The organism is Bradyrhizobium sp. GCM10028915, from assembly GCF_042666195.1.
Lineage (GTDB): Bacteria > Pseudomonadota > Alphaproteobacteria > Rhizobiales > Xanthobacteraceae > Bradyrhizobium > Bradyrhizobium canariense_D.
The window spans coordinates 58,229-79,749 of record NZ_JBHTFN010000071.1 but is presented as its reverse complement, the minus strand read 5'-3'; the positions used below and the strand labels follow the sequence as shown (position 1 = coordinate 79,749).

Sequence of the window (21,521 nt, the reverse complement as noted above, 5' to 3'; positions counted from 1 at the left end):
CTCCCCGTAAGAACGGGGAGAGGGTGTGATAGAGCGTGCGCGTGGTTAACCCCGCCCCAACGGCCTTCGCTGCTGCCGCATGGCGCATCCACGGCTCGTTTACGCAATCGCGCCTATCGTCTTCATTCAAAGTCTTTTCAAATGGGGGAATGATCATGGGGCAACGCATCCGCCCGACGGCGGCAGACATGTTCGCGTCGGCTGATTTCTTGCGGGGAATTGTGGTGGTGTCGTCGTTCGGCTTCTGGGCGGTGATGCTCGGCCTGATGCCGGTGCTGGTGTTTCGAGTCTGGCTGGCGTGATGCCAGCGCGTCGCGATGGTTAACTCGTGGTAGCAGCTGTGTTCAAAAGCGCGCGAAACTGCGACCCGGAATTTTAAAATATCCCGTGTAGCGTTCATGCCCATAAGCGAAGAAATCGCGGGGGCGTTTGTGAATAGTCATAACGAAATGGCGTCGCATTACGACGCTGGAAAGCAGGGCTTCACCACCGAGGACATTCTCTGGGCCGCCGGCATCTGGTCGGTGATCCTCACTCTGTCGCCGGTGATCGTGTTCTACATGCTGATGGTGGCATAACTTTCATCCACTTTCTTGAGCACGATCTTATCGGAAAACCGCTTCACACTTTTCCGGATCGTGCTCGCCCGAAAACGCAAAACGCGCGGATATCCGCGCGTTTTTCGTCGGGGGAATGATTTATGAAGATTACGCCGCCTGCTTGTGCATTGCGCCGGACGCCGACGCCGTGCCGCGAATAGCCTTCACCGAACGTTCGATCGCCGCCCACAGCCTTGCGATTTCCTGCGCCGCGCGGCTCTCGGCCTGATATTCCCGCGCGCCCTCGCCGTGGCTCAGCGCCATCAGCAGATCCGAACGGTTGGTGATCTGGCCGCCCCACACCGGAGCACGGAACTTCGCCAGCGCCTCGCGGGCGATGGTGACGATCGGGCTTTCGGACTCGTCGCGGCGCGCCGGCGCACCGTTGAGCACGACCGCGTAGGGCTTGCGCGCCGCACGGCACATCTGGATGGTTTCCTGCACCGCGTTGACGTCGAACACGCCGGGACGGGCAGGAATCACTACCATGGTGGCATTGCGGATGGCGTCGTCGACGACGGCCGACAGGTTTGGCGGCGTGTCGATCAACACCCATTCATAACCGTCGCGCTTGGCCGCGGAGACGATGCCGCTGACCGAGTTCACCGCGGACTTGATCGGCGGCTCGTTGGTGCCACGCAGCTTGTGCCACAGCGTGAGCGAGCCTTGCGGATCGGCATCGACGAGCAGGATCGGCTTGGTCGCCTTGATCTGCGCGGCGAGATGCGCGGCCAGGGTACTCTTGCCTGAGCCACCTTTACGCGATGCAAAAACAATAACGTTCATACCTCTGCCTCCAGATTGACCCCAGGCGGCGAAAATGAATCACCGCGGTGATTCGGGAAAGAAAAATTTATCATAAGTTATGCTGGCGCCATGAAATAACAAAGCGCGTTGGCTTTTGAGTCACACTACTGCGTGCGACGACGGCTGCGAGCTGCATCGCAACACCTTTCACGCCAGCAATCGTGCGTTTTTTGAGCAGCCTTGGCAGGACGAAGCGGAATGCAACCTCGCCGCGCAATCCGTTTCGCTAGCCGTTTCCGTCCTGCCTTATCGCAAGCGTCCGCACGCGGAGGCGAACAAAAGGAGTCCGGTGGCTGGTGTGGGGCTGATGCCTGGGTCAGTTTGACTCAAGGGGCGAGCGAACGAGGGCTGGACACGCAAATGCCCGGGACTTCAAACGCACTGCGCGCTGTGGCCCGGGCATGATCGAGTTTCAAAAAGGGAACGCGGCGCCCGCGCTCAGCCTTCGCTGGCTTTCTTCTTCTTGGCCGGCTTGGTGCTCTTCTTCGCCGTCCGGGCCGAGCTCCTGGGCGCGATGCTGGTCGGCTTGCCGGCGCGGGGCGCGGCCGCCATGCCCGGCTCCGGTCCCGGCCGGAAGAAGGCCCGGCACTGCGGCGAGAGCTGCGACTTCTTCTGGATCATGCAGGCGGTGATGGCATCGACGTTCGGAACGAACTCGCCGCACAGCCGCATCGCATCCGGCGTGCAGGCCTGCTGCTCCTCCTGGGAGTAGGCAAAGCCTTCACCCGGCTGGATCAGGACGGCCAAGGCGATCCCCGTGATCGCAGCAGCCGTGTATGTCTTCACGGATTTCTTAAAGCGGAACGCCGGCATCGATCCCCCCAAATGTCGAGTCGGAGACGATAGTGGGTGAACGGGGGTTCGTTGGCAACCGAGGGGAGATGCGAAAGCCGCGACGTGTGCGGTCTCGGCAACAGGGACCCCCAAAACAAAAAACGCGAAAACAACCCCATGCACAGTAGCCAAGTCCATGTGGCGATTGAACTTTGCGGATCGCATTTTTGCGGATTTTACGAAATCGCGTTTGACTCGTCGGGCAAAACAGGAGCATGATGCCATCATCACAGAACGTGCGTGGGGTGGTCGGCTTGTCTCCTGCGCTGGACAAAAGCGTGAGCAGGAGCGGAGACGATTGCATGGAGCGACATGAGGCGGAGCTGCCGCTGTCGGGCGTGACGGTGGTCTCGCTCGAGCAGGCGATCGCGGCTCCTCTGGCCAGCCGGCATCTTGCGGACTGGGGCGCCCGCGTCATCAAGATCGAGCGGCCGGGCGACGGCGATTTCTGCCGCGACTACGATCACGTGATGAACGGGATGTCGAGCCAGTTCGTCTGGACCAACAGGTCGAAGGAAAGCCTCGCCATCGACATCAAGAGCCCTGATGGCCAGGAGGTGCTCAAGGCCTTGCTGCCGCAGGCCGACGTCTTCATCCAGAACCTGGCGCCCGGTGCGGCGGAGCGGCTGGGCCTCGATGCCGCTTCGCTCCTGCGGAAGTTTCCCCGGATCATCGCCTGCGACGTGTCGGGCTATGGCGCGGGCGGACCCTACAGCAACAAGAAGGCTTACGATCTCCTGGTGCAGTGCGAGGCCGGCGTCCTCGCCATCAACGGCACCGAGGCGGAGCCCGCCAAGGTTGGGCTGTCGGTGGTCGATATCGCCACCGGCATGTACATCCTCAACGGCGTGCTGATGGCGCTGTATCGCCGCGAGCGCACCGGCAAGGGCACCGCCTTCCAGGCCTCGCTGTTCGATTCCATCACGGACTGGATGAGCTATCCCGCCTTCTACACGCAGAGCACGGGCCGGCCGCTGCCGCGCACCGGGGCACGGCACGCAACGATAGCACCGTACGGCCCTTTCCGCGTCGGCGACGGCGACACGATCTTCTTCGGCATCCAGAACGATCGGGAATGGCGATCGCTGTGCGCCATCGTGCTTGGCGACGCGGCCTTTGCCGACCATCCCCGCTTCCGCAGCAATCCGCTGCGCATGCAGAACAGGGACGATTTGCAGGTCCATATCGAGCAGCGTTTTGCAGCGATGACCAGCGACGAGGTGCTGCGGCTGCTCGACGAGGCCTCGATCGCCAACGCGCATCTGAATTCGGTCGAGGCGTTCCTGGAGCACGAGCAGCTCCGCGCCCGCTCCCGGGTGCAAACGGTGGGATCTCCGTGCGGGCCGGTGATGAGCTTCCTGCCGGCTCTCACCATTCCCGGCCTGTCGCCCCGGATGGATCCGGTGCCTGACGTCGGGCAGCACAACCAATCCATCCTCAGCGAACTCGGTCTCGCAAAGGAGACATGACAATGGCCCCTCAGCGGCCGACGCGGGTCTATCTGGCCGTTCCCGCGCATCGCTCCCGTCTCGTCGCCAAGGCGGCTGCCTCGGCCGCGGATGCGGTATTCATGGATCTCGAGGACGCCGTCCCGCCGTCCGAGAAGGGCGCGGCGCTGGAGGAAGCTGCGCGGGCGCTGTCCTCGCTGGATTGGGGCAACAAGGTCGTCGCGGTCAGGCTCAACGCCGTCGACAGCCCCTTCATCGCGCAGGAAATCGGCACGCTCGCTGCGCTTCCCAGATTGGATTCGGTGATCGTGCCGAAGGCGGAGCGGGCGAGCGACATCGCCGCCATTCCCGATCAGATGCGTGCGGCCGCGCCCGATCGCCCCTCGCCTGTTGCGCTCGAACTGCTGATCGAGACCGCGCTGGGTCTCGTCAATGTCGACGCGCTCGCCGCCGCGCACGACAGCGTCGCGGCCCTTCATCTCGGTGTCGGCGATTTCGCGGCGTCGATCGGCGCCCGCTCCTCGGAAATCGGCGCGTCGCCGGACGGCTACCGCCACGTCGGCTCCGCCCAGAGCGGCTATGCCTCCGCCCCGCTCGATCTGTTCGCCTATCCGATGATGCGCCTGCTGGTGGCCGCGCGCGCGTTCGGCCTGCGCGCCATCGACGGTCCGTGCGGCGCGTTCCGGGACGGCGAACTGACGGAAAGCAGCGCGCTCAAGGCGGCTGCGATGGGTTTTGACGGCAAGCAGGTGATCCATCCCGACCAGATCGAGCCGACGCTGCGGGCGTTCGTCCCGTCCGACACCGAGCTCGCGCACGCGCGGCGGGTCGTCGCGGCCATGGAGCACGCCGAGGCGCAGGGCCAGGGCGCGGTGACGCTCGACGGCAAGATGATCGACTATGCCAATGTGCGGATGGCGCGCCGGATCATCGAGATGGGGTCGTAGCGGCGCATGGCCACCGTGCTGATCGTCGCGCCGGTGTTTGCGCTGATCGCGGCCGGCTATGCCGCGGTGCTGTTTCGCTTCGTCTCGGAGACCGCGCACAAGGGCATCTCCGAATTCGCCTTCAGCATCGCGATTCCCGCGCTGCTGTTCCGCACCATCGTCGTCTCGGAATTTTCCGGCGTCAGCCCGTGGCGGATGTGGGGCGCCTATTACGGCGCGCTCGCGCTGACCTGGATCGCGGCGCTGGCGCTGTCGGCGCTGCTGCGGCAACGGCGCGAGGATCGCGAGGACGGCGTCGTGTTCGCGATCGGCTCGGTCTACGGCAACATCGTGATGCTCGGCATTCCCCTGACGCTCTCGGCGCTCGGCAACGAGGCCGCGGGCCCGATGGCGCTGATCCTGTCGGTGAACACGCCGCTGCTGTGGCTCTGCGGCACGCTGCAGATGGAGCTGGTCGACCGCAAGCAGACCGCCTCTGCCGCGTCGCTGATCCTGCCGGTGCTGCGCGATCTCGCCCGCAACCCGATCATGCTCGCGATCGGCTTCGGCCTCGTCTGGCGCCTCACCGGCCTCGGCCTGCATCCCGTCGTCGACCGGACCGTCGAGCTGCTGGCGCAGGCGGGATCGCCGGCGGCGCTGATCGCGCTCGGCATCAATCTCTTTCGCTTTGAGGTCAAGGGCGAAAAGCTCGGCATCCTCGCCATGAGCGCGCTCAAGCTGCTGGCGATGCCGGCGGCCGCCTTCGCGCTGGCAAGGATGCTCGACCTGCCGCCACTCGCGGCCGGCGTCGTCGTGCTGTTTGCGGCGATGCCGACCGGCGCCAATGCGTATATCTTCGCGGTACAGTATCAGCGGCTGGTGAACCCGGTATCGGGCGCGGTGGCGCTGGGCACGCTGCTGGCGGCGGTGACGTTGCCGGTGGTGGTGTGGGTGGTGGCGAGGTGAGGCAGGCTGTGCGCGATAACTCGCTTGGAGCAAAACTTCTTTGATGTCATCCAGCTGTTGGGATCGAACGCAATCCGCATATCAGCGTTCGTGGCGACACCTTGTCGTCGCTGTCCAAAGCTGTGTGATCTGCGTGGAACCCCTGACAGCACACGCGTGATAAATCCATTTCGGCGCATTGAACCGGTCGAAACGCTCAACTGACCAAAAAGAGATCTGCAATAAAGGAGCAGTTCCATGGGCATTCCCAAAGATGGGACGGTTTCGGTCCGCATCACATGCGTTGGTCACGCCAGCCGACGCTGGAGAGGTGCCCGCACGAAGGCGGCGGCGTCCGCACTGAATCAGCGCCTATCGGAATTCAGGGCGAAAACGATCTTCGACCAGGTCGATCCCATCGTCAAAATGCAGCTGCCGGGATTGCCCGTCGCGCTTGGCCAAAAGGCAGTCGGGAGCACGGAACCGTTTCCGACGGCCGGCGAAGATAACGCCGCCATCGATCGCAGTGTCGTCCTCATGGTCGACCTGGTTTGGACAGGTACGGGCGGTTACAAGAAGGTGCACCGTCCGCCTCGGCTTGTTTATGCGCCGAGCACCTTCTGGGAGATGAAAATCGCAGCGCTCTTTGGCGCCTCGGGGATCGGCGTCAAATCGAGCTTGCTCCGCGTGAAGATCAAGAACTTGAGTACAGGGCGCGAACTTTCGCTTTTTGGGCCGATTATCGGCGGGGATCTGACCATCGGAGCCGGCATGTTCAAGAAGGTGCCCAAGGTGTCGCCCGTGAGCTTCGACAAGTTCGATCCCAAACAATTGCGGGATGCGCAAGTGGGCAAGCCGGTCGTGTTCACGACACCGCTCATGGACTTCGACGACTGGATCAACGGATCGGAAGGCCAGCTCGTGCGGGTCGTTCACGGTCATCTTAAAACCGGCGTGACCAAGTCGCAGACCAGCTTTCTCCAGTTCGTCAGCGTCGATACTCATCCCGGCTCATTGGTCTTCGATCTGAAGGCGCTCGGTTTCTCGTTGGGTATTCCCGAGGTATCCAATCAGGTGCAATCCGGAACACTCAAAGCCGAAAATCATCCGTCAGACCAGTATCTCGTCGACACACCTGATGACGTCGTTCCTGTCCAAGTCGCACAGCACCGCAGCGAAGGCCTTCTGATCAGCTTCCCAACTGAAAAACATCACTGGACGGATTTGAGTTCGAGCCAGCAAGAGGAAGTGAAGCGATTTGTGTTGAACAGAACGGCAGCCATTCGCGCTTTGTCTGACTTCAAGGATGTGGTCGCCCCGACGCCGTGATGGGGCGGGTAGCTGGCAGACTGATTTCCCGACGGAGCTGTGGCTTCGTGCTTCGAGAGGGCGAGAAGCCGAGCATCCCGGTGGTATGCGCGCTCGAGCCACTGCAGGTGACCGACCTGCGCGAATACGTACATCTTCGCCGTGCAGTATCAGCGGCGGGTGAACCCGGTGTCAGTTGCGGTGGCTCCGGGCACGCTGCTGGCCTGCCGAAGGAGTTATTGAACACGCTGGCCCGCGCGCCAGGCCATCTCCCAGAAGTCTGCCTCGAGTCGGGTGGCTTCCTTGAAGATCGCAATCAGCTCTGCCTCGCGTGTCGGCGTGGCGTAGAGATCGGCGAGATGCTCCATATGCGCCCGCGCCTTGGCAGCGACCTCCTGGTACGGCGCGCCGGCGTACTCGGCGATCCAGACGCGGTAGGCGTTCGCCGCAGCGTCCGCGAGGGGTCGCGAGCCGAGCCGCGTTGCGATCTCCGCGTACCCGATCACGCAGGGGGCAAGCGCCACCTTGAGTGCCAGTAGGTCGCCGCGCATTCCCGCGTCGAGCACGTAGCGTGTATAGGCCAGCATCTCGGCCGCCGGAGGGGCCTGTTCAAGGTCGGCCGGCGATAGGCCCCAGTCAGCACAGAGCTTCACATGCAGGTTCATCTCGACATCGAGGATGGCCGAAAGGCCGGCCGCCGCTTCACGCATGTCGGCAAGCTTGGGCGACTTGTAGACCGCGAGCGCGTAGGCGCGAGCAAACTCGATGAGGAACAAATAGTCCTGAACGAGGTAGTGACGAAACGCCGCTTCGGGGAGCGAGCCGTCTGCCAATCCGTTCGTGAAGGGATGCTCGGTGTAGGCCCGCCACTCAACCGATGCTGCTGTCTTGAGACGCTCGAAGAAACTCACGATCTTTTTCGCCCGGCTTGCTTGTCCATGAACGTCTTTGGCAAGCTACCGATAGCGCATTGCGAACCGAGGAGCTACGGTGAGTGCGCAAAAAGCTTGCTTTGAGCAGCGTTGCGGACACTCCCCGCGTCGAGAGTTTGGTGCACTGTCACCGCAATGCTGGAGAGTGCGCCGCACCACTTCCCAAACCTAATCAGCGCAGGCCCAGGAACGAGAGCACCACACCAATCACGACGACGAGTCCGACCAGATAGATAAGTCCGTTCATGTCTCAGCTCCCTCAGCGTTGTCAGTCCTGCCGCAACACAAACACCCAAGGTCGTGAAAAGGTTCGGCGTTGCCCGACGCCGATTTCTCCCGAAATGGGGGAACGAAAGCGACCGATCCTGCTTCGTGGCGTGCTGAGCCTTCGCCCCCCTCAACTCGATGATTTTGCGTTTACACGCAAAGGTCGCTAGGCTGACTTGATACGTCCTGCAGGGAGGGTGATATGGGACAGCGTGAAGAGAGACTGGCAGTGATCAGAAGCGCTTACGCAGCACGCGACGGCGGTAATGCCGAGGGCTTGGTGACGGCCTTTCATCCCGAGGGCTTGTTCACGTTGATGGGCGACAAGAGCGCGCTCGAACTGACAGGGACTATGCAGGGACATGAGACCCTGCGTGGAGCTTTCAGTAGATTGATTGATGAATTCGGCTTCGAAGGTCGCGAAATCCTGGCTGAGCTGGTCGACGGAGATCGCGTCGCCGTCCATTCCCGCCTCGTCGTTCGATACCGCCCGACCGGGCAGGCTTCAAGCACCGAGATCCTGGATCTGTTCAGATTTAAGGACGGCAAGATCATCGAGCTGATCGAGTTTGCGGACACTGCGCAGATCAAGGCGATGATTGCGTGACGCGTGGTGAGGTTCTGTTAGTGTCGCCTGACGTTGGTGAGTTTGGTGCACTGTCATAGTAATTCGAATTGTATGACGTTCAGGTTGTGAACCTGACTGCCGAAAGAGTTATTGAACACGCTGGCCCGCGCGCCAGGCCATCTGCCAGAAGTCCGCCTCGAGTCGGGTGGCTTCCTTGAAGATCGCAATCAGCTCCGCCTCGCGGGCCGGCGTGACGTAGAGATCGGCGAGATGCTCCATATGCGCCCGCGCTTTGGCGGCGACCTCCTGATACGGCGCGCCGGCATACTCCGCGATCCAGACGCGATAGGCGTTCGCTGAGGCGTCCGCGAGGGGGAGCGAGGCGAGCCGCGTTGCGATCTCCGCGTACCCGATCACGCAGGGGGCAAGCGCCACCTTGAGTGCCAGCAGGTCGCCGCGCATTCCCGCGTCGAGCACGTAGCGTGTATAGGCCAGCATCTCGGCCGCCGGAAGGGCCTGCTCAAGGTCGGTTGGCGATAGACCCCAGTCAGCACAGAGCTTCACATGCAGGTTCATCTCGACATCGAGGATGGCCGACAGGCCGGCCGCGGCTTCACGCATGTCGGCGAGCTTGGGCGACTTGTAGACTGCGAGCGCGTAGGCGCGAGCGAAGTCGATGAGGAACAGATAGTCCTGAACGAGATAGTGACGAAACGCCGCTTCGGGGAGCGAGCCGTCCGCCAATCCGTTCGTGAAGGGATGCTCGGTGTAGGCCAGCCACTCAACGGATGCTTCTGTCTTGAGACGCTCGAAGAAACTCACGATGTTTTTCGCCTGGCTTGCTTGTGCATGAATGTCTTTAGCAAGCTACCGATAGCGCATTGCGGACCGGGGAGCTACGGTGACGGCGTCACAAAACTGGCTTTGAGCAGCGTTGCGGACAGGGCACTCCCCGCGTCGACAGTTTTGTGCAGTGTCACTGTAATCCTGCATGATAGAATTCAGTGCACTGTCATCGTAGTTTGAGCTCAATCGCCGTCTTTGATGGATTTGACCCGAATGGTTGAGATCAAGGCATATCCCGTAGGCGTCTTGAGTTCGGTGGTTACCGGTTCAACGCGAAAGGACCGATGCTTATTTAGGAATGGTTCGACCCATTCGTGATGGTCGCGAAAAAAGATGAGTTCTTCTCCGCATCTGGCAATGGCTTGATTTATAGCGCGGACTTCGTTCCGGGAAGGCGTCAGCAGACGGCAACGAAAAGCCTTGAATGTTGCGTCCATATTTAGATCGCGCGCATCAAGATCGGGGCGAATACGTAAAGCAATGTCGGGAGCTAGCGGCACCAGCCTGTTGATGATTCTTGGATCGTTAGACGTCTCAATTCCACTTGCGAAATCGCTCGTAAAGAAGGGGCTATCCTTGGCGTATTCGTTTACAACGATATCCCAGGCGGAATTCCCCCAGATGTTCACCCGCTCCATGATTCCACTGATGCCAAGGGCTTGAGGGTACTTCTCGTCGATCGCTGTTTTGATGACCCCACTCTCGATGAACTCGGTATAGCTCTTGCCTCCGAGAGCTTCCGGCGCTCTCGGAATCTCTCCCGTTGCGTCGAGGATCTTGCCCGTGGCTTCAACCGTGCTCCTCAAAGGTCCCGAATGTAGCCGCATGGCTGCCGGCGAGCAGCTCGTTACGTAGGCGCGAAGCCGGCAACCACGTGGACAGTATCACGACTCGGTTTTCCAGTTCGCAATTCTGCGATTGCGGGATTGTAGTTGGGTTCGACTGTTTTCAAGAAATCTTCGATCGCTCGATCGTTCAGTAGATATTCGTTCGTGCTGCCGTTTTGCACGCGGCAGACATCTTTTGAACTGCATGGGAAAACACGGCCATCGCGCTTGCGAAAGCCGTACATCTGCTTTCCGTCAAGTTCAGGCGAATAGAACTGCCGCAGATGAACCTGCGAAACGTAATGATCGAGAGGCATGGCAGGTTTATTAGAGAATTTCAGAGGGCGCGGCCTCAAACCAATTAGGCGACTCAACCGGACTATGATTTAAGCATACCTGCTTGCTTAACGAATAAAAGCTCGGGTTGAGAGCGGCGCTTTTGGTTAAACCGCGATGGTCGTTATCGTCGTCATATTCTCGACGACGTAGCGAAGCCGCTCAGCAACGAGTGCTTCTTCCCCAGCCCCTTGCGACTGCCCAGCTATGGTTCATGTGGAGTTTCGACACTCTCACCGCGCTTCCGAGCGGTTATCTGCCGTCTCGATATTGCCTACGATCTCGACCTCTGTCCGAAAGTCTCCCGCGAACAAGGGACGTGAGCGGGAGAAGGAACGGGGAAATTGTGTATATATCACAAGCCGCCCCGTTCAGGTCGGGTCGGGCTCGCAAAAGAATACGGCTTCGCGATCGGCTCCAAGGTTAAACGAAACGGTCCATCGCTAGCTTGGCCGTGTTGAGCACCGGTCGCGTGTGCAAAGGGGCGGAATATGAACGGCCAAGACGACTACAACTTCTTTAAGCTTCGGAGGCAAGCCAAGACGTACATTACTAAGGTTTTCCGTTTCAACGCTTGGAATACAGAGTGCGTTCGCCAAGTTAGGATGGTCATCGAAGGAAACGACCGGGTGCATCTCGGCGAGATAGACGGCGTAATGTGCCTTCGCTTGACCGGCGCTGTCCGAAAGACCCAGGTTTCCGCCCTCGTCACCCAAGATGATAAGAAAATAAAACGATTGACCCTGCAAACCTTCAAAACACGCGCTGGCGATTGGATCGAAGCTGTTGAAAAGGAGGAATTCAGCTTCCGCACAGACGAATTCAACCGGCTCCTGAGCTTTCTTCATAAAATTGAGTTTATCGACCTCTCAAACAGCGAAAATTTTCAGATCGAAGATATTTCAACTAAGGCAGGCCCCAAAGCCATCATCGATGCCTCAGATCGCGAGATCGTCAGCCGAATTAAGACAATGACTGAGGCGCAGCGAAACAGCCTCCTTCAAACGCTCCAACAGTCGCTGACACCGGAGGAAATCAATATCCTTCTCGGTCGCAAGCAGGGAATTCAGGAGTACGAAGAGCATATTCAGCTCTTGGATTGGAGCGAGGTACAATGGCAGGACTTTTTTGATCGCGAGCAGTGGGTATTTGGTTATGGTCTCGACTATAGGATGATGCGCCAGTTTGACCGAGAGATGACTGTTGGAGCTGGAGGGTCGGACAACAGGAACAAGCCGGTCATCGATTTCCTGATGAGCTTCACCGATTACACAGTCCTCGTTGAGATCAAAACTCCGAGTACGCCAATTTTCGCAACAGGCCGCCGTGGGCGTGCGGGCACCTGGGAGTTCAGTAGAGATTTCATGAGCGCCGTCTCGCAAATTATCGAGCAGAAGGCTGAATGGCTTTCTTTCGCGCAAACGGGGGAGCACTACAACAGGTCCGGGACCGAGCATCTGACTGCGCGCACCCGAAACGCCAAAACCATCTTAGTCATTGGATCGAGGGATGAGTTCTCGAAAACAGCCGGGCTAAGGGAAGCCAACATAATGCGCGACACCTTCGAGCTCTTTCGCCGCGAAAGCCGTAGCATCGACATTGTTACATTTGATGAACTACTCGAACGCGCACGCTTCATTACCCGGAGTCAGTAGCACGCCCCGCGCCGGCACAGAGCGCGCTGGACTTGATGTCCTGTCCCTACACGTCCGACATCGGAACGGGCGGTACAGACGCTCTAATCGAGCCCCTATCCTCTTCGTCACACCGGAGCCCTAAGCAGCATTGCAAAAGCGCTGGGCTTGAAAAGTCGCACTCTTTGCGAAAGCGCTGTGCGAAAACTTTTGATAGACGACCCGGACGCTTTGAATGTTGTGAGGGGATTTTTCGACGATCTTCCGAACAAACCGTGAGCGATGCTAAATAGTTGATTTGATTGGTACAGTTGGGTGGGCTCGAACCACCGACCTCCTGTTCCACAGACAGGCGCTCTAACCAACTGAGCTACAACTGCATCCTTGCGAGCCGCCCGAGGGGCGCCCTTGAAAGGGCCGGTCACCGAGGGGGGCTGGACGGGGCGGAAACTAGGTGCAACGGGCGTTTTTGGCAAGGCCGCAACACCCTCAAAACGTCCCGCAAGCGAGGTTATTTCCAAAGCAAAACCCGGGCTCTAGGCCCGGGTTTCTTAATTGAGACGGCCGCGCCAGATCAAGCGGCGGGGTAGAGCTTCGCGGCGGAAGCCTTGATCGGCTCGGCGGCGGCAGTGGCCGCGCGCTGGGTGATCTCGGCGAGCTCCCGGGCCTGGGCCTGGAAGGTCTCGAGCTGCGTCTTGGAATGGTTGGTCCACAGCGCGAACGCATCCTGCGGCGCCTTTACGCTGAACAGCTCCTGGGTGAAGTCGAGATGGGCCTTGGTGTTGGCCTTCGCGAACTCCATCAGCTTGGCGGTGTATTCGCTCACGCCCTTGTGGGCGGACGCGAACACGGCCTCGACGGTGCCGTTGTGGGTCTCGGCGGCGTCCTTGAACTTGGCGTAGTTCTCGCGGGCCTGCGACACGCCCTTTTCGGCGAACGCACGCATCTGCTCCGGAACCTCGAACGGAATGACGGAGGCGGAGAATGGATCAGTCGTACCTGTCATGCTTTGTCCCTCACACTAATGAAAAAACGGAGTGAGCCTTCAGGCGCGCCCGCCGGCCAACCGGGTGACGGGTGCGAAGACTGGAAACACAAAACGAATGATGGCTCGCCCAGCGCGGAGACCATGCCTGCCTAAGATGTCAACATTGTGCAACGCAACGGGTTTTGGGGTGCATTGCGCAAATTTAATCGCGGGGAGGATGAGGTTCCCGGGATGGGGAACCGGTGGTTGAGGTAATCAGGTGGTGCCTGAGCGCGCGCCTCGTCCTTCAAGACGACCGCTGCGCGGTCTCAGGAAGAGGCTGGGCGGCATGGGTATCTGCGGACGCGGGGATCTCGAAGGATGGGGATGCGAACGGGCTACGGCTTGCGGGGTCAGGGACATTAAGGTTATCGCGGCTTTAGGCCTTGGCGCATAGGCTGGGGCCGTGGACCTGCCCGCGCACGCGGGCGATACTAACCCTTTCTTAAGGCTGTCATTCCCGGCAGCCTGATGCGCACAAGCGGGACGCGAAGCCGGTCGGATGACGAGTTCGGATTTCCAGTTGCGAGGCGTGGGCGATCCCCGGCTGGCCGTGCACGCGACCTCGCCGCTGCCCGTCTGGCTGTGGTCGATCGACGGCACGCGCATGCTCTGGGCCAATCCGGTCGGGGCAAGACTGTTCGGCGCGGCCCATGCCACGGCGCTCGCAGACAAGACCTTCGGCCCCGCCGACAGCCACCGCCGCCAGATCATCCGGCTTGCCGGCCGGCTGCCTCCGAACGGCGCCATTCGGCTCGAACGGCTGCGCGGCTTCGGCGCGCGGTTGGGCATGCTGATGACCTGCGCCTGTGCCCGGCTCGACTTCGCCGATGGTGGCCGCGCCGTGCTGGTCACCGCGATGGACCCCGGCTTGCGCACCATGCCGCTGGTCGAGCGGCTGCTTCGTTTGGTCGACGGCGCCAAGACGCCGATGGCGGCGTTCGCACCCGACGGCCTGTTCGTCGGCGCCAGCGAAACGGCCCGCACCCTGCTCGGCTTCCGCGACCTCACCGAGGGCGGCCTCGAACAGGCGCGCAGCGATGCGCTCAGCCTTGGCCGCGCCGAGACGCCGATCGGCATCGGCCAGATGGTGCTGCAGCGGGTCGGCAGCGGGGCCGATGTCGGCCTGGTCGCGCTGATCGAGCCTGCCGTGCAGCAGGCGGCGGCTGGGACTGATGAGGTCGAACCCGAGGCCGCTGAAGAGGTCGCGCGCGAAGAGATCGCCCGAGAAGACATCGCTCAGCATGAGGCTGCGCCGCCCGCTGCTCCAGCCGCCGTGCCGCAGGATGTGCAAGCCGCGCCGTCGCACGAGGCGCCATCAGAGATCGCGCTGTTCGACGCCTTCGCCGAGCCGGTCGACGCGCCGCAAGCAACGATCGCGCACGAACCGCCTGCAAGCGAGCCGGCGACCGAGATCGTCTCGATCCAGCAAGCCCTCGAGCAAGCGGCCGAAGCGCGCGCCGAGGTCGAACCGAAGACTCCGGTTGAAAACTCGGCCGAAGCCATGGTGTCGCCGCAGGCCGCGCCGACCGTAACCGGCATGGTCGAGCCGCCGTCGGGCCACGAAGAGCCGCCCGCACCGCGTCAGCATCCGCTGCGCTTCCTCTGGAAGGTGGATGCAGAGGGCCGCTTTGTGCTTCTCTCCGACGAATTCATCCACCTGATCGGGCCCCGCACGGCCGCCGGCTTCGACCGCCCCTGGCGCGAGATCGCCGACGCCTTCGCGCTCGACCCTGAAGGCCGCGTGGCGCAGGCGCTTGCCAGCAAGGACACCTGGGCCGGGATCACCGTGAACTGGCCGGCCGATGGCGGCGAGCATCTGCCGGTCGAGCTTGCCGGACTTCCGGTTTATGACGGCGAGCGCAATTTCGCGGGCTTCAGGGGATTTGGCGTCTGCCGCGATCTCGACGGCCTCAACCGGCTCGATGCGCTCAGGCGTTTTGAGCTTTTGGCCGAACCGGCGGCGCCGCAAAGCCTGTCCGCCGATGTGATCGAGCCGGAGCCTGAGCCAGAGCCGCCGCCTCCGCCGATCGAGCCGCCCGCACCTGAGCCCGCGCCTGAAGCCGAACTGACCGACCCCACAACCGACGCGAATTCACATCCAACCGATCCGGAAACGCCAGTGGAAACGCCTCCCAATGTCCTGCCGTTCCGAGCGCCCGGCGACACGCGATCGCCGACGCTGACGCCGGTCGAGAACAGCGCGTTCAACGAGCTCGCCCGCCAATTGTCCGAGCGCCTCGAACGCGACAAGGAAACCATCGCGGCATCGTCCGAGCCGCCGGATGCCGAGATCACGCCTGAGGCGCCGACGCCGGAGCCTGAGACGCCGCACGCGCCGGCCGAATGGCTGACCGCGCCCGCGCCGCCCGCGCACGGCCACAGCCCGCGCGACCGCGCGCTGCTCGACCTGCTGCCGACCGGCATCCTGATCTATCGGCTCGACCGCCTGCTCTACGCCAACCCCGCGTTTCTCGCGCGCATGGGCTATGCCAGCCTGAGCGCACTTGAGAACGCCGGCGGGCTAGATGCACTCTATGTCGAGCCCGGCGTGTCCGCGGCCAGCAGCACGTCGCAAGCCGGCACGCCGGTCACGATCAGCGCGACGCTCGCCAATGGCGAAGCGCCGCTGCCGACCACCGAGGCGCATCTGCACGCGATCGACTGGGACGGCGAGAGCGCGCATGCGCTGATCTGCGCGCTGCCGCAGGCAGCGCCCGCTGCGCCCGTCATCGCCGAGACCGTCACCGCCGAGACCATTGTCCCCGAGACCTTCCCCACCGCGCCGGAGCCCGACGCCGGCGAGGCGGCCGCGGAAGATCTCGCCGCGATCCTCGACACCACGGCCGAGGGCATCGTGATGTTCGATGCCGAAGGCAACATCCACGCCTGCAACCGCAGCGCCGAGGCGCTGTTCGGCTATGACGGCGAGACGCTGATGCAGCAGAATCTGGTGACGCTGTTCGCGCCGGAGAGCCAGCATGTCGTGATCGACTATCTGGAAAACCTCAAGAGCCAGGACATCGCGAGCCTGCTCGACCACGGCCGCGAGGTGCTGGGGCGCGAGAAGAAGGGCGGCGTCATTCCGCTCGCGATGATCATGGGCCGCACCCGGCCCGACGGCCCGAACTTCTTCGCCGTGTTCCGCGACCTCTCGCACAGCAAGCAGGGCGAGAGCGAGCTGACGCAGGCGCGACGTCTGGTCGACGGCGCGGCCAATGCCAAGGCCGACATGCTGGCGCGGATCAGCCACGAGATCCGCACGCCGCTGAACGCCATCATCGGCTTCTCGGAGGTGATGATCTCGGAACGCTTCGGCACGCTCGGCAACGAGCGCTACGGCGAGTACATGAAGGACATCCGCGCCTCCGGCGAGCGCGTCATCGCCATCATCGACGACCTGCTCGAGCTGTCGCGGATCGAGACCGGCAAGCTCGACCTCGACTTCGCCAACCTCAACCTCAATGATCTGGTCGAGGCCTGCGTTGTCGTGATGCAGCCGCAGGCCAATCGCGAGCGCATCATCATCCGCACCTCGCTCGGCCATGCGCTGCCGCAGGTGAGCGCGGATGCGCGCGCGATGCGGCAGATCACGATGAACCTGATCTCGAACTCGATCCGGCTCGCCAGCGCCGGCGGCCAGGTCATCGTCTCGACCGCGCTCACCGACCACGGCGAGGTCGCACTTCGCATCCGCGACACCGGCCACGGCCTCAGCGAGCGCGAAGTCGCCGCCGCGATGGAGCCGTTCCGCACGCCGCCGCCCGGCGACGCCGAAGACAGTTCGGCGCTGAGCTTGTCGCTGACCAAGGCCCTGGTCGAAGCCAACCGCGCCCGCTTCAACATCAAGAGCGCGGCGAACTCCGGCTCGCTGATCGAGGTGGTGTTCGCACCGGCACTGGCGCAGGCGTAAGCGGCGAACGCGATTTCCTGCCCGCGGTGCACGGGCGGCTTCGGCCGAGCCGCGCCCCGCGAAGGGCGCCAGCTCATTGCGACTTCTTCCCGAGCGGAACCGAAGCCCCTCGTTGCGGCTTGAAGCCTGGACCCAGCGTTTCTCCTGCTGATCAGTTCGACACTGCAGCTCCGCACTCCAGCGACTTCAAATGACCGACCGAGCGAAATCCGTGGCATCGAAGCAGCGTCCGCCCAAGCGGAGCGAGGCGGTGCGGAGCGACGGAGGCCCGACCACGACTGAGCGAAAGCCGCTGCCTACCGGCGCGGGCGCGCGCATGAACGCACGGGTCGTGCTTGCCCTCGCCCTGGTTGCACTGGCGTTGTGGACGGCGGCGGGCTTTCTGCCCGCAGTGATCTGGGCCGCGATTCTCGCAACCAGCCTGTGGCCTCTCTACACCAAGTTTGCGGCACGCGTGACCTCCGGCCGCTCCAGCCTGGCCCCGCTGGTCTTCACGCTCGTCGTCGCCCTCATCCTGTTTACGCCGATGTCGCTTGCCGTCTATCAGATCGCGCAACAAGGCGATCTGCTCGTGGGCTGGATGAAACAGGCCGGAGAGAGCGGGATCGAAGTGCCCGATTGGCTCGCCCGCCTTCCGATCGCCGCAGAGACCATCGAGCAGTGGTGGCGCAGCAATCTTTCCGATCCCAAAGCCGCGACCGCATGGCTGAAAAGCGTCAACGCAGACAACGCATCGGAACTGTTTCGAACGTTCGGCGGACAGCTGCTTCATCGCCTGTTTCTTCTGTTCTTTTCGCTGATCGCCTTGTTCGTCTTGCTGCGCAACGGCCGGTCGATCTCGGACCGCGTGCTGGAAACCTGCGATCGGCTTTTCGGTGAGGCGGGAGAGGGTCTCGCCGAGCAAATGGTCGATGCGATCCGCGGCACCGTGAACGGTACGGTGCTGGTCGCCGCAGGCGAGGGATTATTGATCGGCGTGGCCTATTTCGTCGCGGGCGTGCCGCATGCCATCGTATTCACGATATTGACCACGGCCTTCGCCATGCTTCCGTTCGGCGCCTGGCTCGCTTTCACCGCTGCGGCGGTGGTGCTGGTCTCTGGCGGAGGCAGCGGCTTCGCAGCCGCGGGCGTCTTCTTCTGGGGCGCGATCGTCATGTTGGCCGGCGATCATTTCGTCTGGCCGACCCTGGTCGGCGACTCCGCGCGGCTGCCGTTTCTGTTCGCGTTCGTCGGGATCTTCGGAGGCCTGGCGGCCTTCGGCCTTCTGGGCTTGTTTCTCGGCCCGGTGATCATGTCGGCGTTGCTGGTGGTCTGGCGCGAGTGGGTGTTCCGACCTGTCGCGCCCGAGAAGAACGGTTGAGTTGCCGCGGGCGTATCCCCAAGCACACGCCAGAAAGCAAAAGGCACGGCGCTTGCGACGCCGTGCCTTCCGCATTCATGAGGCTCGATCTCAGCTGTAGATTTCGAACAGTCCCGCGCCGCCCTGGCCGCCGCCGATGCACATCGTCACGACGCCCCACTTCGCCTTGCGGCGCTTGCCCTCCTGGAGGATGTGGCCGGTGAGCCGCGCGCCGGTCATGCCGAACGGATGGCCGATCGGCGCTGGCGAAGGCATAAGGCGAGATCAGGCTGGGACTGGACTGGCGGCTGCCTTTACGTAGTGGCGCAACCCGCTCGGACATGTAGTATGGCCCTGCCGGAGCGGGGTACCAAATTGGACGGAATCAATCTTCACGATCCCCTCTTCGCCACCTATGTCGTTGCCGCCAGCTTGATCATCCTCAAGGCCGTGGCGATGTCGTGGCTCACCGTGGTCCGGATGGTGAGGGCCCAGGGCGGCTACCGTTCGCCGGAGGACATCAAGAAGACACCACTGAATCCCGCACCCGATCCGGCGCAGCTTCTTCCCAACGAAGATGTGGAGCGGATCCGCCGGATCCAGATGAACGATCTCGAGAGCCTGCCGTATTTCCTGGCCGCGGGCTTTCTTTATGTTCTCACAAAGCCGTCGCTGCTTCTCGCGCAATGCCTGCTCTACGGCTACGTTGCCTCACGCCTGCTGCATTTTCTCGCCTATCTCACCGGGCAAATTCACGACATTCGCGCAATGCTGTGGACCGTCGGCTCGGTCATCCTGGTCTTCATGACCGTGCGCACGCTGCTCGTTGCACTCGGCGCTTGAGGCTCAGTCGGCCACGCCGGCGATCTGCTGGGCCGAAAGGTAGCGTTCAAGCGCCTCGTGCTGCTTGAAAAAGCGCATGGCGCGCAGATCGCGGATCGTCGTTTTTTGTGCCGCATCGCGAACCCGGGTGACCTCGCGGGCTTCCTCCAGCCGGCCGACCCCGACCAGGTTGGCCGCGAGCATGCGATGTCCGGTGCCGTTGCTCGGATTGTGCCGAACCGACTTGCGCGCCCAGGCAACGCCCTCCTCGTACTGCCCGAGGGCAAAGTAGGACGCGGTCAATCCCGTCATCCACATATGGAGCATGCTGTCCTCGGGGCTGAGGACGAGAGACCGATGCAGGCATGCGAGTGCGTTGGCATAATCGCCTCCCATGCTGTCGATCATTCCGAGTACACCCCATGCGAAAGCCGAACTCGGATTGAGCCTTGCGGCTTCGCTGGCGTGAATGCGCCCCTGATCGTTGTCGCCGGCGGGCCCAAACAGCGTGAAGCCATAGACAGCGTGGGCGAAAGCGTCCCCACTATCCTGCTCGACGGCGCGGCGCGCCAGACCGACCGCCTCGGACGCGGCATCCGCAGACATGTTGGCGCCGAGCGGCGGAGCCATCACGAGTCCCCAAGCCAGCGCCGCCAGCGTCGCCGTTCGCTCCTGATCGAGGCTCAGAGACCGCCGAAGCAGATCGATGGCCTTGACGATACCTTCGCGGGTGCCGCCCCATAAATGATGAAGGCCGCGCAAATACAGATCATAGGCCGAAAGATCAGTTGGCGGCTTGCGGCGTGCGCGTTCGATCTCGGCGCTACGAACGGCGGGATCGACGACTGCGGCAACACTGCTGCTGACGTCGTCCTGCAGGTCGAAGATGTCGACCAGGGGGCGATCGTAGCGATTGGACCAGACCTGGGCCTCGCTTCCGGTATGAGTGAGCTCGGCCGAGACGCGAATGCGGTTGCCCGCCTTGCGAATATGACCGCTCAGGACGTATTGCGCACCGAGTTGCTGCGCAATCTGCCGGCTGGTCATTCCCTTGTCCCGAAGGGCAAAGCTCGATCCGGCCGCGATCACCACCAGCTCGCGAAAGCGCGATAGAGCGGTGATGATGTCTGCAGTGACGCCATCGGCGAAGTAGTCCTGTTCGGTTTCATCACCCATGTTGCGGAACGGAAGCACCGCCACGGAGGGCCTGTCGTTGCCGAACACGTGCTCCGCCTGTGCGAAAGGTCTGCCGTCGGCTCCGCTGCCGGCAGAACGATCTTCTGCTCCTGGACCTTGCGCAATTCCGCAGCCAGCGCGCTGGTTGTGGCATCGGGCGCGGTGCCGAGCTCTTGCTTCAGAAAGGCAACGACGGCCTGATAATATTTGAGCGCCTCGGCGTTGCGGCCGGCCGCGGACAACGCGCGCATGATCAGGCGGTGCGCATCCTCGCGCATGCTGTTGAGTGCATTGGCGCGCTGGCCGGCGAGCAGGGCATCGCCGGCACGTCCGTCGGACAGTTCCTGGTCGCCGAGCGCTACCATCGCGCCGACAGCCAGCTCCGATAACCGCTCGCGTTCGCCGGCCAGCCACTCGCTCCAGCCCTCAGCGTTGACCGCGATGTCATCGACGAGGCGCCCGCGATAGAGATCTGCCGCCGCGGTCAGCGCGTCACGGCTGCCCTTTCTGACAAGCCGCTCGAATTGCGGCACATCGCAGGTGATCACAACGGCATTCAACGAAATGAATTCGCCGTCACTCCTGAGAGCACTCTGACCAAGAACTTGACGCAGCTTGAACAGGGCCTGTCGCAGGTTTTGCTTCGCCTGCGCTTCGAAGTGCGATCCCCACAGCAAGGTCGAGAGTTTTTCGCGGTGCTGAGGCTGAGGTGCCATGCAGGCCAGATAGGCCAGCAATCCCGCGAGCTTCTTGTTCGGTAAGCTGACGGCACCGTCCGGCCCGATCAGTTCAAAACGTCCAAGAAGTGCGAGAGTAAAACTTGGGCTGGGCGCGGGTGCAGTTTCGGTCATTCCGCCTCAAAAATAAGCAGATGCGCTCACGGATATACATCCTACACGAATTGCCGCCTTAGCGGACAATATTAACGCTGCAGTGACGGCCGAGTGACGCCGGCGACGACGACAGT

At 62.3% G+C, this 21,521-nt stretch carries 20 protein-coding genes, 1 tRNA gene and 1 pseudogene; 11 read left to right on the top strand and 11 right to left on the bottom strand.

What is annotated here, in order from left to right; translation table 11 throughout:
- The first annotated feature begins 155 nt into the window (after positions 1-155).
- Together ACFQX9_RS36010 and ACFQX9_RS36005 are read left to right on the top strand one after the other, a co-directional pair.
- On the top strand, positions 156-302 hold the full coding sequence (locus tag ACFQX9_RS36010) for a hypothetical protein (RefSeq protein ID WP_166517545.1): 147 nt from the start codon (positions 156-158) through the stop codon (positions 300-302).
- A gap of 96 nt (positions 303-398) precedes the next feature.
- The gene (locus ACFQX9_RS36005) at positions 399-578 is read left to right on the top strand and encodes a hypothetical protein (RefSeq protein ID WP_204512335.1); all 180 of its coding nucleotides are present in this window, start codon (positions 399-401) and stop codon (positions 576-578) included.
- 129 nt (positions 579-707) lie between these two features.
- Here the strand turns inward: ACFQX9_RS36005 and ACFQX9_RS36000 are convergent, their stop codons facing one another.
- Together ACFQX9_RS36000 and ACFQX9_RS35995 are read right to left on the bottom strand one after the other, a co-directional pair.
- Positions 708-1,385: a ParA family protein gene (locus ACFQX9_RS36000; protein ID WP_007596685.1), complete on the bottom strand. Its 678-nt coding sequence runs from the start codon at positions 1,383-1,385 to the stop codon at positions 708-710.
- A 459-nt stretch (positions 1,386-1,844) separates the two neighbouring features.
- On the bottom strand, positions 1,845-2,219 hold the full coding sequence (locus ACFQX9_RS35995; RefSeq protein WP_085348773.1) for a hypothetical protein: 375 nt from the start codon (positions 2,217-2,219) through the stop codon (positions 1,845-1,847).
- A 323-nt stretch (positions 2,220-2,542) separates the two neighbouring features.
- Here ACFQX9_RS35995 and ACFQX9_RS35990 point away from each other — a divergent pair, with 323 nt between their 5' ends.
- The 4 genes from ACFQX9_RS35990 (at position 2,543) to ACFQX9_RS35975 (ending at position 6,888) form a co-directional block, all read left to right on the top strand.
- Positions 2,543-3,709 (top strand): CaiB/BaiF CoA transferase family protein, encoded by a 1,167-nt coding sequence (locus tag ACFQX9_RS35990; protein WP_377791893.1) that lies wholly within the window; start codon positions 2,543-2,545, stop codon positions 3,707-3,709.
- Positions 3,706-4,635 (top strand): HpcH/HpaI aldolase/citrate lyase family protein, encoded by a 930-nt coding sequence (locus tag ACFQX9_RS35985; RefSeq protein WP_377791892.1) that lies wholly within the window; start codon positions 3,706-3,708, stop codon positions 4,633-4,635. Before ACFQX9_RS35990 ends, ACFQX9_RS35985 begins: the two co-directional genes overlap by 4 nt.
- Positions 4,636-4,641: 6 nt before the next feature.
- On the top strand, positions 4,642-5,580 hold the full coding sequence (locus ACFQX9_RS35980) for an AEC family transporter (protein WP_377791891.1): 939 nt from the start codon (positions 4,642-4,644) through the stop codon (positions 5,578-5,580).
- Between the two features lie 237 nt (positions 5,581-5,817).
- Positions 5,818-6,888 (top strand): hypothetical protein, encoded by a 1,071-nt coding sequence (locus tag ACFQX9_RS35975; protein ID WP_085354353.1) that lies wholly within the window; start codon positions 5,818-5,820, stop codon positions 6,886-6,888.
- 215 nt (positions 6,889-7,103) lie between these two features.
- Here the strand turns inward: ACFQX9_RS35975 and tenA (ACFQX9_RS35970) are convergent, their stop codons facing one another.
- Positions 7,104-7,778 carry a thiaminase II gene (gene tenA, locus ACFQX9_RS35970; protein ID WP_377791889.1) on the bottom strand — a complete coding sequence of 225 codons (675 nt, stop codon included), beginning with the start codon at positions 7,776-7,778 and terminating at the stop codon, positions 7,104-7,106.
- Between the two features lie 490 nt (positions 7,779-8,268).
- Between tenA (ACFQX9_RS35970) and ACFQX9_RS35965 the strand changes: the two genes are divergently transcribed.
- Positions 8,269-8,673 carry a nuclear transport factor 2 family protein gene (locus ACFQX9_RS35965; RefSeq protein ID WP_377791888.1) on the top strand — a complete coding sequence of 135 codons (405 nt, stop codon included), beginning with the start codon at positions 8,269-8,271 and terminating at the stop codon, positions 8,671-8,673.
- A gap of 108 nt (positions 8,674-8,781) precedes the next feature.
- Here the strand turns inward: ACFQX9_RS35965 and tenA (ACFQX9_RS35960) are convergent, their stop codons facing one another.
- The 3 genes from tenA (ACFQX9_RS35960) to ACFQX9_RS35950 form a co-directional block, all read right to left on the bottom strand.
- On the bottom strand, positions 8,782-9,456 hold the full coding sequence (tenA, locus tag ACFQX9_RS35960) for a thiaminase II (protein WP_377791887.1): 675 nt from the start codon (positions 9,454-9,456) through the stop codon (positions 8,782-8,784).
- Between the two features lie 206 nt (positions 9,457-9,662).
- On the bottom strand, positions 9,663-10,307 hold the full coding sequence (locus ACFQX9_RS35955) for a hypothetical protein (RefSeq protein WP_377791886.1): 645 nt from the start codon (positions 10,305-10,307) through the stop codon (positions 9,663-9,665).
- Positions 10,308-10,327: 20 nt separating this feature from the next.
- Positions 10,328-10,624, bottom strand: a complete 297-nt coding sequence (locus ACFQX9_RS35950; protein WP_377791885.1) for a DUF4238 domain-containing protein — start codon at positions 10,622-10,624, stop codon at positions 10,328-10,330.
- Between the two features lie 510 nt (positions 10,625-11,134).
- On the opposite strand from ACFQX9_RS35950, the gene ACFQX9_RS35945 reads away from it, so the two are divergent.
- A complete protein-coding gene (locus tag ACFQX9_RS35945) occupies positions 11,135-12,298 on the top strand; it encodes a Shedu immune nuclease family protein (protein ID WP_377791884.1) in 1,164 nt (387 codons plus the stop codon).
- Between the two features lie 282 nt (positions 12,299-12,580).
- Here ACFQX9_RS35945 and ACFQX9_RS35940 read toward each other — a convergent pair.
- Together ACFQX9_RS35940 and ACFQX9_RS35935 are read right to left on the bottom strand one after the other, a co-directional pair.
- Positions 12,581-12,657 (bottom strand) — tRNA-His (locus ACFQX9_RS35940).
- 194 nt (positions 12,658-12,851) lie between these two features.
- Complete coding sequence (locus tag ACFQX9_RS35935) at positions 12,852-13,283, bottom strand: phasin (RefSeq protein ID WP_018453573.1); 432 nt, start codon at positions 13,281-13,283, stop codon at positions 12,852-12,854.
- Positions 13,284-13,806: 523 nt separating this feature from the next.
- Between ACFQX9_RS35935 and ACFQX9_RS35930 the strand changes: the two genes are divergently transcribed.
- Together ACFQX9_RS35930 and ACFQX9_RS35925 are read left to right on the top strand one after the other, a co-directional pair.
- Positions 13,807-17,217, top strand: coding sequence for a PAS domain-containing protein (locus ACFQX9_RS35930; protein ID WP_377791883.1), 3,411 nt, complete (start codon positions 13,807-13,809; stop codon positions 17,215-17,217).
- A gap of 316 nt (positions 17,218-17,533) precedes the next feature.
- Positions 17,534-18,577: an AI-2E family transporter gene (locus ACFQX9_RS35925; RefSeq protein ID WP_377791882.1), complete on the top strand. Its 1,044-nt coding sequence runs from the start codon at positions 17,534-17,536 to the stop codon at positions 18,575-18,577.
- Positions 18,578-18,667: 90 nt separating this feature from the next.
- On the opposite strand, the pseudogene ACFQX9_RS35920 reads toward ACFQX9_RS35925, so the two are convergent.
- A pseudogene (locus ACFQX9_RS35920) lies at positions 18,668-18,814 on the bottom strand (acetyl-CoA C-acyltransferase); the annotation flags it as partial.
- Positions 18,815-18,904: 90 nt separating this feature from the next.
- Here ACFQX9_RS35920 and ACFQX9_RS35915 point away from each other — a divergent pair.
- Entirely contained in the window at positions 18,905-19,399 is a 495-nt protein-coding gene (locus ACFQX9_RS35915) for an MAPEG family protein (protein ID WP_143273320.1), read from the top strand.
- 3 nt (positions 19,400-19,402) lie between these two features.
- Here ACFQX9_RS35915 and ACFQX9_RS35910 read toward each other — a convergent pair whose 3' ends face one another.
- Together ACFQX9_RS35910 and ACFQX9_RS35905 are read right to left on the bottom strand one after the other, a co-directional pair.
- The gene (locus ACFQX9_RS35910; RefSeq protein ID WP_377791881.1) at positions 19,403-20,578 is read right to left on the bottom strand and encodes a hypothetical protein; all 1,176 of its coding nucleotides are present in this window, start codon (positions 20,576-20,578) and stop codon (positions 19,403-19,405) included.
- Positions 20,464-21,405 carry a BTAD domain-containing putative transcriptional regulator gene (locus tag ACFQX9_RS35905; RefSeq protein ID WP_377791879.1) on the bottom strand — a complete coding sequence of 314 codons (942 nt, stop codon included), beginning with the start codon at positions 21,403-21,405 and terminating at the stop codon, positions 20,464-20,466. Before ACFQX9_RS35905 ends, ACFQX9_RS35910 begins: the two co-directional genes overlap by 115 nt.
- Positions 21,406-21,521 lie beyond the last annotated feature (116 nt).